At 66.9% G+C, this 12,982-nt stretch carries 12 protein-coding genes; 7 read left to right on the top strand and 5 right to left on the bottom strand.

The features are described 5' to 3' along the window. Positions 1–19: 19 nt before the first annotated feature. A complete protein-coding gene (locus IB236_RS15735; RefSeq protein ID WP_192421415.1) occupies positions 20–652 on the top strand; it encodes an NUDIX domain-containing protein in 633 nt (210 codons plus the stop codon). A gap of 24 nt (positions 653–676) precedes the next feature. Here IB236_RS15735 and IB236_RS24480 read toward each other — a convergent pair whose 3' ends face one another. Together IB236_RS24480 and IB236_RS15725 are read right to left on the bottom strand one after the other, a co-directional pair. Continuing rightward, the gene (locus IB236_RS24480; RefSeq protein ID WP_192421414.1) at positions 677–853 is read right to left on the bottom strand and encodes a penicillin acylase family protein; all 177 of its coding nucleotides are present in this window, start codon (positions 851–853) and stop codon (positions 677–679) included. Next, on the bottom strand, positions 835–3,066 hold the full coding sequence (locus tag IB236_RS15725; RefSeq protein ID WP_192421413.1) for a penicillin acylase family protein: 2,232 nt from the start codon (positions 3,064–3,066) through the stop codon (positions 835–837). Before IB236_RS15725 ends, IB236_RS24480 begins: the two co-directional genes overlap by 19 nt. Positions 3,067–3,204: 138 nt before the next feature. On the opposite strand from IB236_RS15725, the gene IB236_RS15720 reads away from it, so the two are divergent. From IB236_RS15720 to IB236_RS15705, 4 genes are all read left to right on the top strand, one after another. After that, positions 3,205–4,302 (top strand): GlxA family transcriptional regulator, encoded by a 1,098-nt coding sequence (locus tag IB236_RS15720; RefSeq protein WP_225581184.1) that lies wholly within the window; start codon positions 3,205–3,207, stop codon positions 4,300–4,302. 158 nt (positions 4,303–4,460) lie between these two features. Then, entirely contained in the window at positions 4,461–5,429 is a 969-nt protein-coding gene (locus IB236_RS15715; protein ID WP_192421411.1) for a class I SAM-dependent methyltransferase, read from the top strand. Between the two features lie 210 nt (positions 5,430–5,639). After that, positions 5,640–6,155, top strand: coding sequence for an exosortase H (xrtH, locus tag IB236_RS15710; RefSeq protein WP_056744725.1), 516 nt, complete (start codon positions 5,640–5,642; stop codon positions 6,153–6,155). Then, a complete protein-coding gene (locus tag IB236_RS15705; protein WP_370539922.1) occupies positions 6,070–6,759 on the top strand; it encodes an exosortase H-associated membrane protein in 690 nt (229 codons plus the stop codon). The genes xrtH and IB236_RS15705 overlap by 86 nt, the downstream gene beginning before the upstream one ends. Before the next feature lie 103 nt (positions 6,760–6,862). Here the strand turns inward: IB236_RS15705 and IB236_RS15700 are convergent, their stop codons facing one another. Continuing rightward, positions 6,863–7,366, bottom strand: a complete 504-nt coding sequence (locus IB236_RS15700) for a flavodoxin family protein (RefSeq protein ID WP_116749916.1) — start codon at positions 7,364–7,366, stop codon at positions 6,863–6,865. Positions 7,367–7,513: 147 nt separating this feature from the next. On the opposite strand from IB236_RS15700, the gene IB236_RS15695 reads away from it, so the two are divergent. After that, entirely contained in the window at positions 7,514–10,318 is a 2,805-nt protein-coding gene (locus IB236_RS15695) for a diguanylate cyclase domain-containing protein (RefSeq protein WP_192421409.1), read from the top strand. Between the two features lie 40 nt (positions 10,319–10,358). Here IB236_RS15695 and IB236_RS15690 read toward each other — a convergent pair whose 3' ends face one another. Then, the gene (locus IB236_RS15690; RefSeq protein ID WP_192421408.1) at positions 10,359–10,880 is read right to left on the bottom strand and encodes an EVE domain-containing protein; all 522 of its coding nucleotides are present in this window, start codon (positions 10,878–10,880) and stop codon (positions 10,359–10,361) included. Positions 10,881–11,188: 308 nt separating this feature from the next. Here IB236_RS15690 and IB236_RS15685 point away from each other — a divergent pair, with 308 nt between their 5' ends. Further along, positions 11,189–12,301, top strand: coding sequence for a DUF3592 domain-containing protein (locus IB236_RS15685; protein WP_099730324.1), 1,113 nt, complete (start codon positions 11,189–11,191; stop codon positions 12,299–12,301). A gap of 25 nt (positions 12,302–12,326) precedes the next feature. Here IB236_RS15685 and alkB read toward each other — a convergent pair whose 3' ends face one another. Further along, positions 12,327–12,980 carry a DNA oxidative demethylase AlkB gene (gene alkB / locus IB236_RS15680; RefSeq protein ID WP_192421407.1) on the bottom strand — a complete coding sequence of 218 codons (654 nt, stop codon included), beginning with the start codon at positions 12,978–12,980 and terminating at the stop codon, positions 12,327–12,329. Between the last annotated feature and the right edge of the window lie 2 nt (positions 12,981–12,982).

Here is a 12,982-nt window from a genome sequence, read left to right as displayed (position 1 = left end):
CCGCCGGCGGGGGCATTGCATGAGCCGCCCTGTGCCTGAAGTCCCCATCGCTGAGCTGAACGCCCGCACCGAGCATGTGAAACTGCTGGATGTGCAGGTGCTCTCCGACAACTGGTACGTGCTGCGCAGGGTTACCTGCTCGCTGCGCCGGCGCGACGGCCAATGGCAGACGATGAGCCGCGAGGCCTACGACCGGGGCAATGGCGCCGCACTGCTGTTGTTTGACCCGCGTCGCAGCACCGTGGTGCTGACGCGCCAGTTCCGGCTGCCCGCCTTTCTCAACGGTTGCGCTGACGGCCTGCTGATCGAGACCTGCGCGGGCCTGCTCGACGGCGACGACCCCGAAACCTGCATCCGCCGCGAGGCCGAGGAAGAAACCGGCTACCGCGTGCGCCAGCCGCGCAAGGTGTTCGAGGCCTACATGAGCCCTGGCTCGGTGACGGAAAAGCTGCACTTTTTCGTGGCCGAGTACGAACCCGGTGACCGCATCCGCAGCGGCGGCGGCCTGGAGGGAGAGGGCGAGGACATCGAGGTGATCGAGATGCCGCTGGCCGACGCCCTGGCCGGCATTGCCAACGGAACGATCCAGGACGGCAAGACCATCATGCTGCTGCAGCATGTGGCCTTGGACCTGCGAGGCACCGCCCTGTAAAAAAGGCGCAGTGCTCGCAGGCGCTCAAGGCCGCACCAGCCGCACCAGCCGCAGCGGCTCGCCCACGCGCGCCTTCATCACATCGTCGCGGTGGAAGGGCAGGGTGTGCCAGCGCTTGGCCGAGAACTCGCGCATCTGGTCGTTGGCCTGGGGCGATGCGGGGTTGGTGGACTGGCCATAGGTCAGGATGGCCTGGGCCACTGGGCCACTGGGCCCTTGGCGTCGAAGGTCACGGTCTGCACATAGCTGGTGCCGTAGTCGATGCGCAAGCCTGCCTTGTTGATGGGCGCGGGCTCCTGGCGGCCCAGGTTGTTGAGCACGCCTTCAAACTCCTCGCCGCCGTGCAGCGCAATCGCTTCTTCGGTGATGGCGGGGCGCTGCACGCTGCCCAGCGTGGCGTCGAGCGTGTAGCCGCTGGTGCGGATGGCCTTGACGGCTCCGTCCAGCGCCTCCCACACCTTGGCGGCGGTGGCGGCGTCCTCCATCTTCAGGCCTGCAGGGGTGGCCACGGGCTGTTGCGCATCGAAGGGCACGCGGTGCACGCCGGGGATGTTGCGCGCGGTGCGCCAGAACTCGCGGAACACATGGGCGCCGCGTGCATCGACGTTGTTGCGGCGGTCCCAGCCTTTCAGCGCCGCGCAGCCGTCACGGGATTCGGCCGTGGGGGCCTTGTCACACGCGGCCAGCAGGTCGGGCACCACCACCTGGGCCATGAAGTTGCGGTTCTCGAACAACTGGCCCTGGATGGCCTGCAGCGTGACCTTGCCCCGGCCGAGCATTTCAGGAATCTCGGCCAGACCGGCGCGGGTGCGTGGCCGGGTCAGGCTGGCGTCGCCCACCAGGGGCGAGATGCCCTCAAACTTCTGGCCGGGGTGGGTGTAGACAAAGCTGTCGTTGCTGTTGTGCACCCAGCCCGTGCGGAAGGCCACGGGCATGCGGCCGATGGGGATGAGCCCCGGCACGGGCGATGCGCTGTCGCGGCGCCAGTCGCAGTCAGCGCGTGATCCGTTCAGCACCACCAGGCCGGCAGCGGCGCGCAGCGCGGCGGCGGGCTGGCTGGGTGCGCAGCGGGCGAGCTGGGCGGCATCCACATCGGGCACCACGCTCACGTCGGCATACATGGCCTGGCCGCTGCGGTCGGCGGCCAGCGTGTTCACCCAGGGCAGGCCCAGGTTGGCGTGCGCCTTGTGCAGGTCTTGCACCGAGCGGGCGCGGGCAAAGGCAAGGGCTGCGTCCATCATGCGGGTGTTGCCAGTGTTGGCGTCGCGCAGGGCGTAGGCGGTCTTGGCGTTCCAGGTCAGGCCCGCGCGGGGCACCACCACCAGCGGGCCCCAGCGGGTGGACCACACGGTGTGCTCTTGCGTCTGCAGCTTGCCGTCCGGGCCCGGGATCTGGGCGCTGACCTTGCGGGCGGTCATCTTCTCGGGCTTGCCGTCCACCAGGTAGGTGGTGGGGGCGCCCTCGGCCAGCGTCACTTCGTAGAAGGTGAAACGCTTGCCGGTGGACACCGTGTGCGACCAGGCCACGTCCTTGTTGAAGCCGATGGAGACCATGGGGTAGGTGCCAATGCCCACGCCCATCACGTCCATCTGGCCGGGCATGGTCAGGTGCATTTCATAGAAGCGGTTGGGCCCGCTCCACGGGAAGTGCGGGTTGCCCAGCAGCATGCCGCTGCCGTTGGCCGTCACGTCCTTGCCAAAGGCCCAGGCGTTGGAGCCCAGGGGCGAGTCGAGCAGGCCCACGTCGCGCAGCGCCTGGGCAGCATCGGCTAGGTTTACGTCAGCGGCGGGTGCCTGCGCCGCCTTGGCGGCGGGCGGCTGGGCGCCCAGCATGCCGTCGGCCAGCGCGGCGATGCCGGCCTGCACGGCCACCACCTCGGCCATGCGGCGGTATTGGGCCAGGGTCATGGGCTGCACCCAGGGCTTGCCCCGGCAGGCATCGGGCAGGGTGGCGGCGTTGTCGGCCAGGAAGCGGTTGTAGCCCGCCACATAACCACGCGCCAGGGCCTGCGTTTCGGCACTGGTCTTGGCCCAGGCGCGCTCCAGCATGGCGTCGTCCATGTGGGCTGCCGTGAACAGGTCGATCTGCGCATTGGGGATGTAGCGGCGGCCCAGCAGCCCGATGGTCTGGGCGCCGAAGGTGCTGCTGCGCTGGCCGCGCGCGGTCACGAGCTGGTCGGCTGTCATGCAGACGTTGTCTTGCGCGTAGGCATAGGCCACGCCGTAGGCCAGCGATTCGGGGTCGTTCGCGGTGATGTGTGGAATGCCGTAGGTGGTGCGCTCAATGGTCACGCTGCGATCTGCGCGTGCAGCGCCTGGCTGGCTGGCGCAGCCCGCCAGAAAGAGGGCGGTGCAGGCCGCGCCCAGGGTGGTCAGGGCCATCGACAGGCCGCGATGGGTTGAGGGTTCGTGCATGGGTGGGTGTCTCCGTTTATGTGGGCCCGCAGCGCAGGGCCATGGCTGCGGGGCGCTGTCGTCGCACGGTCATGCTACTGCCCGGTAACACCGAGAAGCGGTGGCGGTTTGGCCACAAAGGGTGGCAAGATCGCCACCATGCCCACTGCCAAAACTGCACTGCCGTCCTGCCTGAACGTGGGCATCCTCTGGGGGCACGGCAGCATTGCCAGCACCGCCGCCGCTGCGGTGGACGCCCTGCGCGCCATGAACATGCTGGCGGCGATGCGCCCCGGGGGCGCGCAGCCCGTGGTGCGCTGGTTGTGGCTGCAGATGCCGCACGAGCGCGACGCCACCCCACCGCCGGTGCCCGGCGCGGACCCGGGCTCTGAGCCGCTGGATGTGGTCGTCATCCCCGGCTGGCTGGTCCCTACCGGGCCGCAGTTGCGTGAGATCAGTCGGCGCTACAGCGAGCACTTTGGCGCCATGCTGCAGGGCCACCTGCAGCGGGGCGGGCTGGTGGCTGCGCTGTTCAACGGGTCCAGCCTGCTGGCGCACTGTGGCTTGCTGGCGGGGCGCAAGGCGGCGCTGCCGTGGGTGTTTGCGCCGTCCATCGTGCTGCAGTCCAGCGAGAGTGGGGCAAGGACGGCCGATGTGGCCGAGGTGGCCTGGCAGCGGGAGCGAACCTGGCAGCGCGATGGTGCCCTGTGGACCACCGCATCCCTGCAGGACACCCTGGCAGCCATGCTGGACCTGCTGGCCCAGACATCGGCGGCCGAGCTGGCGCAGGCCGCATCGCACGCGCTGCTGTTTGACCCGCAGCGCCAGCGGACCGCCACCACTGCCATGGAAACCCCCACGGGCCACCCCCTGGCTGCCGGCGCGCTGGAACAGGCGCGGCGCTGGCTGCAGGACCACCGCAACGAGCCCTACAGCCTGCAGGCCACGGCCCGCGCCGCCGCCACCAGCCCGCGCACTTTGCTGCGCTGGTTTGCCCAGGTGCATGGCGAAACACCGCAGGACTACCTGCACCGGCTGCGCATTGCCCAGGCCCAGGCGCTGCTGCAGACCACCTACCTCACGGTGGACGATGTGGCGCAGCAATGCGGCTACAACGACACAGGCAGTTTTCGCAAGGTGTTCACCCGCGTGGCCGGGGTGACGCCAGGGGCGTACCGCCAGCGCTTCAAGCTGCGCACATCGCGCAAACAGTGGCTGGGGCGGCAGGGGCTGCCTGGCACCGACGGGCCGGTGTAGCCGGGCCCACGGCCATTCGCTGTCGCTGGTGGGTGTTTGCGCCAGCGCTGGCGGCGATAATGCTGTATTGCTATTGAATCAATAGCTGCCAAGGCATGCTGGACTAGCGCATCGTGCCGTTTTGATTCTGAAATTGTTTTTTGCCAGCCCTTTTCTCCATGCAAGCCCTGCTCGACGCCATTGCCTCCATGCCCCTGCCCACCGACGCCCAGCGCGTCTTCCACGGCCGGGGTGGGCTGTTTCCGGGCTGCGAGCAGTGGGTGCTGGATGCGTATCCGCCAGTGTTCGTGCTGACGAGCTTTGCGCCGGCCAGCGACGCTGAACTGGCGACCCTCGGCGAGGCGCTGCAGGCACGCTGGTCCCAGATTGCGCCGGAAGGCCAGCCGCTGAACTGGGTCTTCCAGCACCGGGGCGAGGCCCTGCGCATCGAGGGACGCAGCGAAACCCGCCTGATGGCAGGTGCGGTGCCTGACCCCCATGTGGTCACCGAAGCGGGCGTGCGCTACCGCGTGCATGTGCTGCGCGGCCAGAACCACGGCCTGTTTCTGGACATGGCCGCAGGCCGCCAATGCGTGCGCAACTACGCCGCAGCGCGCAGTGCAGACCGCTACGGCCTCAAGGTGCTGAACCTGTTTGCCTACACCTGCGCGTTTTCGGTGGTGGCGCTGCAGGCGGGCGCCAAACAGGTGGTCAACGTGGACATGAGCCATGGCGCCATCGGCATCGGGCAGCAGAACCACCAGCTCAACGGCATCACCACGGGCGCCGCCTTCTTGCCGCACGACATCTTCAGCAGCTGGGGCAAGATCAACCGCAGCGGCCCATATGGCCTGGTCATCGTGGACCCGCCCAGCTACCAGAAGGGCAGCTTTGTCGCCACCAAGGACTACGCCCGCCTGATGCGCCGCCTGCCCGACCTGCTGGCCCCCGGCGGCCACGCGCTGCTGTGCCTCAATGCGCCAGAGCTGGGCTTGGCCTTCTTGCAGGACCAGATGCAGGAGCTGGCGCCGGATCTGCGGTTTGTGGAGCGCGTGGCCAATCCACCCGTGTTTGCCGATGTGGAGCCGGAGCGGGCGCTGAAGGTGCTGGTGTATGCCGCTCAGCCCCTGCCAGTCCCGCTGCCGTGATGTTCGGGACTTCTTGGCCGGAAAGCTGCGCGTGTAAAGGCATCACCGGGTCGGGGGAGTCTTGCGCAAATAGTGGCGGCTTTGGCGGGAGCTTCTGATATTCTGCGCGCTGCCTTCTGGCTTGCATCTGCAGATCCTGAATTTCTGCATCCGCCTGCCGCCATCGCCGCATGAGCGCTGAGCGCTTTACGGGCTTGCCTTTATCTTTTCATGGTCAGATTCTTTCTCATTTTCATTGCGGTCCTGGCCGTTCTTTTTCGCATCGACATGCTCGATGACGTGCAACGGGTCGCCATTCAACCCTGGACCGGCCTCCTCGCAAGCGCCAGTGCAGCGCTGATGAGTCCACTCGATGCCGATGTGGTGCACCATGGCCGGATCCTCATGAGCAAAGCCACTGGATTTGCGGTATCCATAGAGGCTGGCTGCAACGGCGTGGAAGCCGCGATCATCCTGATCGCAGGCATGATTGCCTTCCCGTCCCAGTGGAAACACAAGCTGGTCGGCATTGGGATAGGCATTGCCGCCGTGCAGGTTGTCAACCTGTTGCGCATCATCAGCCTGTACTACCTGGGCAAGTGGAACATGACGGTTTTTGAATTCGCCCACCTGTACCTCTGGCAGGCGCTCATCATGCTGGATGTGCTCGTGGTCTGGATGCTCTGGATTCGCTGGATTGCCAAGCAACAACCTTCGTCTGCACCGGTGGTCAACCATGCGGCTTAGTTCGGTCGGGCGATTCTTGCTGGTGGCTGTCGTTAGCCTGCTATGCCTCATGCCGGTGTGGTACTACTTTGCACCGCAGCTCGCCAAGCCCGTGTTTTTCATGGCTGGCGAGACCGCCACCATGACATTCCAGTGGGCGCAAAGTTATGACACCAAGGAGTCGGTGGGCGTGCTGAACACCGCGCTCAAGGTGGTTTCCGTGCAAAACGGCCAGTACCGTTCAGGCAAGCTTGCTCCGATGGTGGATTACCGTCTCTGGGGTTACGGCATCGTGATTTTTTGGGCATTGGTGATAGCGTCGATGCCAAAAGGCTGGGGGACCAAGCTGCTCATCGGTTCTTTAGCCATGCTGCCCATCCAGGCAATCAACGTCGGTTTGCAATGGTGCAACGATGTCTTTAACAGAGCCGGCCCCGAGGTTCTGGCACAGACCCGCGCCCCAGAGTGGATCGCCGATGCAGTGGCGTTTTTCTACCATTTCAACCTGTTCATATTCACCGCATTGGCGCCAGTCATGCTGTGGCTATGGCTTGACAGGGCCTTCCTGGCCAAGCTGCACGCACAAGCGCGGGCGGCAGCTGCTGTTCATCGCGGCACGGTGTAGCGTTGGCTTGCCGGTAGCGGGCTGGGGGTTGGCCATGAAAGCCTGTCCGCACGCACCGGCGCCATCAAGGTCGGCTCTTTGAACCGGCTCTTGGAACAGGTTCTTAAAACACCCCCATCCCCAGCCCTGCCGCCATGGCCTCACCCAGCGCCCGGCAGCGCTCCAGGTCGCCCGGTTCAATCTGCTTGGGAGCCAGGATGGCTTCGGGCGTTTGCGCGTGGGTGCAGACGATCAGCGGGTCCGCCACCGGCCTGAGGCGCCAGCCGGTGGCGATGCGCGCCATCTGGCGTGCGGCATTGGTTCCGTCGCTGCCAGCGCAGACCAAGGTGGCGTAGGGGCGGCCATTGATCTGGTCGAGCGCCGCGTAGTAGGTGCGGTCAAAAAAATCCTTGAGCAGGCCGCTGACAGCTGCAAGGTTTTCTGGGGTGGCAAACAGATAGCCGTCCGCCGCCAGCACATCGGCGGCCTGGGCCTGGGGCGCGGCCAGCAGCCGCACCTCTACGCCACTGTCGGCTGCCACCGCTCCCGCGCAGGCCGCGTCCACCATCTGCCGGGTGCCGCCGGTGTGGGAGTGGTAGACGATCAGCAGGGTTTTGGTTGTGCGCATGGCGCCAGCATAGACGGACGCGGGGGGGCTGCAGGCGTTGCGCCCTGGGCGGGCGGATTTTCCCTTCACAGGTGTGTGCATACCCTGGGGTGGCACCCCGGTTCGCTGCCAGAATGGGGCCTTTCGGCCTACGCACCATCCAAATCCATGCGTTTGATTTCCTCTGTGTCCTCTTGGCTGCATACGACGCGTGCGCGTCTGACCTTGCTGTTCGGTGGCACGGCGGTGGCTACGGGGCTGGTGGTGGGGTTGGTGGCCGACGAACTCCTGACCCGGCAGCTCACGGACCTCAGCGGGCAGTCGCTCATGAACTCGAGCCGCCCGATTGCGCTGGCACTGGCGCAGGGGATGCAGGAGCGCGAGCGCGAAATTGCGCTGCTGAGCCATTTGCCCATGCTGACGCAGGGTGCCGGCTACGCTCCCCAGTTGCAGGCTCACCTGGAACAAATCCGCCAGTCCTACCCGTTCTATTCGTGGATCGGGGTGACTGACACGCAGGGCGTGGTGCAGGTGGCTACCGGAAATCTGCTGCAGGGCCAGAACGTATCGCAGCGGCCGTGGTTCGGCGCGGGGGGGCGGGGCCCCTATGTGGGCGATGCGCATGACGCAGTGCTGCTGGACAAGCTGCTGCGTGCGCCGGGCAGCCAGGTGCCCTTGCGCTTCATGGACTACGCGTCGCCTGTCCGCGGGCAGGACTCCGTGTTCAAGGGCGTGATTGCAGCGCATGTGAACTGGGCCTGGGTGCAGGACATCATCCGCCGGTCAAGCCCTGCTGCGCCACTGTCAAGCGGTCTGGAAGTCATCCTTGTCAACAAGGACGGTGTCATCAACACCGAGGGCGCGGTGGAGCAGCCCCGCTCGGCCCTGCCCATCCTGCCCGAGCCGGGCGCGTTCCGCGTGATGTCCTGGGGCGACACATCGCGGCAGCCCTACCTGACGGCCGTGGTGCCGGTGCGTGCCCAGACGGCGACTGACCTGGGCTGGTTGCTGGTCACACGGCAGCCGCTGGAGATGGCCTTGCAGCCCATCAGCCGCATGCACACCCTGCTGGCACTGCTGCTGGGGCTGATGGCGGCCCGGCTGGCCGGGCTGGCCTACGGAGTGGCGCGGCGGTTCAGCCAGCCGGTGGAGCGCCTGGCCGACGCGGCGCGCCAGGTGCAAGTGACCGGGCAGGTGGATGCGCTCGACTTCGAGATGAAGACGGTGGAGTTTCAGCACTTGCGCTCTGCGCTGCAGAACATGGCGCAAGGCCTGCTGGAGGGGCGCGCGGCGCTGCAAAGCGCCAATGCCGAGCTGGAGCAGCGCGTGTCCGAACGCACCGTGGCCCTGCACCAGAGCGAGCAGCGGTACCTCTCCATCCTGGAGGACCAGACCGAGATCATTTGCCGCTTTGACGCCAGCAACCGCATGACCTTTGTGAACGAGGCGTTCTGCAGGATGTTCGACCTGCACCGCAACGAGGTGGTGGGTCGGGTGTGGGCACCGATGGTGCACCCCGACGACCTGCCTCTGGTCACGAAGGCACTGCATGGTGTGAGCCCGGTGCAGCCCCTGGCGGTGGTGGAAAACCGGGTGGTGGCTGGCGACGGAACCATCCGCTGGTGCCAGTTCAGCAACCGCGCCTTGTTCGACGACGACGGCCAGTTGGTGGAATGGCAGTCGGTAGGGCGTGACGTGACCGAGCGCCGCCAGCTGGAGGCCGAGCTGGCAAAGGCCTCAGAGCAATTCCAGGACCTGTATGACCACGCGCCCTGCGGGTACTACGCGCTGGACCGCCAGGGCAAATATGTGCACCTGAACCTGCTCACCCTGCAGTGGCTGGGCCTGCCGCGCGAGAAGGTCATCGGCAAGCTGGGCCCCGCGGACTTTTTTGATGACGAAGGCAAGGCACTGTTCACCGCGTGTTTTCCGGTGTTCTTGCAGACCGGCAAGATCGGACCGCTGGAGTTCAACCTGTGTGGCCGTGGCGGCGTCCAGCGGCGGGTGAGCGTGTCGTCCACCGCCATCCTCGATGCGCAGGGCGACTATGTGATGAGCCGCTCCATCATGTACGACGTGAGCGAGCTGCACGCCGCGCGCCAGCAGCTGCACACGCTGAACCTGGAGCAGCAGGCGATGCTGGACAACGACCTGATCGGCATCGCCAAGGTCAAGGACCGTGTCATCGTCTGGCGCAACCCCGCGCTGGAGCGCATCTTTGGTTATGCGCCCGGCACGCTACAGGGGCGCACGACGGAAGAGATGTACGTGGACCAGGAGGACTTTCTGGCCTTTGGCCGCGACGCCTACGCGGTGCTGGCCTCGGGTCAGCACTACCGGCAGCAGCGCCGCATGCGCCGGGTGACGGGCGAGATGGTGTGGATCGACGTCAACGGTGTGCTGCTGGAGGGGCAGGGCGAGTCGCTCTGGCTCATGCAGGACATCACCGCCATGAAGCAGTACCAGGAGCAGGTGGAGCACATCGCCTTCCACGATGGGCTCACCCACCTGCCCAACCGGCTGCTGCTGGCCGACCGGTTGAGCCAGGCTTTTGCCCTGTGCGACCGCACCCAGACCCAGGCGGCGGTGTGTTATCTCGATCTCAACGGCTTCAAGCCCATCAACGACCGCTACGGGCACGACATGGGCGACGAGGTGCTCAAGATCACCGCCCGCCGCCTGCTGGAGCAGGTGCGGGGCAACGACACGGCGGCCCGCATCGGTGGGGACGAGTTTGTGCTGGTGCTCACCGCCGTGAAGGACCCGGCCGAGGTGGACCAGGCGCTGCGCCGGGTGATGGCGGCCATCGAGCAGCCCATCGATCTGGGTGAGGGCCGCGTGGTGAGCGTGTCGGCCGCCGTCGGCACCGCCCTTTACCCCCGTGATGGCACCACCACGTTCGAGCTGCTGCGTGCGGCGGACCAGGCCATGTACGCCGACAAGGGGCATGTGTCGGCCGAGCGCAGCTTGTGACCGTTCTTGGGCCGCCGCTCACCAGCTGCACCAACGGCCATCAGTCGCCCTGCATCAGCACTTCGGTGATGTAGCCCCACTCAGACGCCTCTACCGGTGTGATGGACAGGCGGCTGCCTTTTTGCAACACCCGCATCTCCGCCAGCGCCGGGTGGGCGCGCAGCTCGGCCAGGCTGATCAGCCGCGTCTTGCGCAGCGCCTGCACGTCCAGCAGCAGCCAGCGGGGGTTGTCTGCCGGGGATTTGGGGTCGTGGTAGGGCGATGTGGGGTCGAACTGCGTGGGGTCGGGGCGGGTGCCGCAGGCCACGCGGGCGAGGCCGGCGATGCCGGGCTCGGGGCAGCTGGAGTGGTAGAACAGCACGCCGTCGCCCACCTGCATCGCATCGCGCATGAAGTTGCGGGCCTGGTAGTTGCGCACGCCGGTCCAGGGGACGGTGGCTTTGGGCGCGGCCAGAGCGTCGTCGATGGAGCACTCGTCCGGCTCGGACTTCATGAGCCAGAACTGGGCCGGGCGGCCCGCGGCGGCGTGCGAAGGGTGTGAAGGGGCGGGAGCGGTGACCATGGACGCATTCTGTCAAAGATTCCGCGGGTGGTGGCGGGCGCCGCAACCCAAGTCACAGACAGTGAACTGCTATCTATGTGATAGCTATCCAGGCATGTTCCACTGGCGCTTGTTGCCAAAAACACCATAAATCGGCTGCCAACGCGTTGAAATGGCCTGCTGTCCGCATGGCAGATTGCGCAGCCCGGGGACGCACCGCAGAATCTGACCGTGCAAGGCTGGTCGCACCGGTCCAGGCCGCATGTGGCGGCACTCACCAGGTCCATTACCGCGTCGGTTTGTTGTCTTATTTGCCCTGAACTTTGTCCATGACCAAACGCTCTTCCTCAACCCATGCGCAGGGTGCACGCGACCCGGCTGCCCGTGGCGGCAAGCGCGCTGGGGGCTGGCTGCTGGGCCTGTTTGCCCTGCCATTTGCAGCCGTGGGTGTGGGCATGCTGCTGCTCAGTGTGCTGCCCACGCTGTACGACTGGGCGCGCATGCAGTGGTGGCAACCCGTTCCGGCCACGTTGGTGGCTGCGCGGCTGGAAACCAGCCGCAGCAGCAAATCCAGCTCCTACACCGTCAAGGCCACCTACCGCTATCAGGTGGCGGGCCGTGAGTACCAGGGCGAGCGCGTGGCGATCAGCGGTGGTGGCGACAACGTGGGCGATTTTCAGGAAGCGCTGGGTGCGCGGCTGGAGCAGGCACTGCGCGATGGCATGCCCGTTCAGGCCTGGGTCAGTCCGTCCGATCCTGCGGACGCCGTCATTGACCGCAGCCTGCGGCCCGGCCTGCTGGCCCTGAAGATGGTGTTTGTGGTGGTGTTTGGCGGCGTGGGCGTGGGCCTGCTGGTGCATGTGCTGCGCCCAGCCCGGGCCGCGCAGGACCGTGCGGGCAGCAGCGCCCAGTCGCTGGCGGCAGGCATGCCCGGGCGGGTGGAGCGCACGCCCGGCGGGGTGGCCATGTACTTTCCGGCGGGCCGATGGTGGGGCCTCAAGCTGGCGCTGGCCTTGGTGGGGGCTGTGTTTTTGACCGTCGGGGCGCTGGTGCCCTGGGAGCAGGAATCATCGGGCGATGTGGCGCCGTGGCTGTTCCGCCTGCTGTTTGGTGGTGTGGGCGGTGTGGTGCTGCTGGCCAGCTTCTACGCCATCGCCAACAGCCTGCGCGTGCAGCTGGACCACACCGGCCTGCGCACCGAGCGGCGCCTGCTGGGCCTGATGCTGCGCTGGCACCAGGTGCCCCCGCACGACATTGCTCGGCTGCGGGTGGTGGAGAGCTACACGGTCGAAAGCAACGGCAACCGCCAGGTATATTTCCGCATCGTGGCCGAGCTGCGGGGCGGGCGGCAGATCACCATCGCCCAGGACCTGAAGGGGCGTGCCCAGGCCGACAAGCTGCTGGCATCCATTGGTGGCTGGACCGGCTACGCCGCGCGCTGAGTTCAACAGGGTGGCTCGGGCGACTTCAACCGGCCTTTCTGAAGGTGAGGTTGATGCGGTGTGCACCCGTCAGCGGGTGGTGTGCTTCGGGCAAGGGCAGCACCCCATGAAACCGCAAGCGCGCAGGCCCACCCCAGACCACCACATCGCCGTGCAGCAGCGCAATACGGCGGGTCTTGTCCGCCCGCTGCGCACCACCCCACAGAAACATCGCCGAAACACCCAGCGACACCGACACGATGGGGTGGGCGTAGTTGCCTTCGTCGCGGTCCTGGTGCAGTGACAGGCGTGTGCCGGGGGCATAGCGGTTGATGAGGCAGGCGTCGGGTGCAAAGTGGGCAAAGCCTGCGGCCTGCGCTGCATCGAGCGCCAGCTGGCGAAACAGCGGCGGCATGGCGGGCCAGGGCTTGCCGGTCTGCGGGTCAGAGCGGTCATAGCGGTAACCGCTGCGGTCACTCACCCAGCCCAGCGCGCCGCAGTTGGTCATGGCCACCGACATGGTCAGGCCGCCGGGGGTGACGAGGTGCCTGAAGGGCGCCTGGGCGGTGATCTGCTGCACAGCAGCCAGCAAGTCCGCCGCCTGCGCCAGCGCAAAGCCGCGCAGCACCAGGGCGCCGGGCTCCAGCACCTCGGGTGGCCGGGCGGGCTGGGGTGGGTCGTCGAACAGGCTGGCGGTCATGG

The sequence above is a fragment of the Acidovorax sp. ACV02 genome (genome assembly GCF_014851475.1).
In the GTDB taxonomy this organism is placed as follows: domain Bacteria; phylum Pseudomonadota; class Gammaproteobacteria; order Burkholderiales; family Burkholderiaceae_C; genus Acidovorax; species Acidovorax delafieldii.
This window is presented reverse-complemented; position numbering and strand designations above follow the sequence as displayed.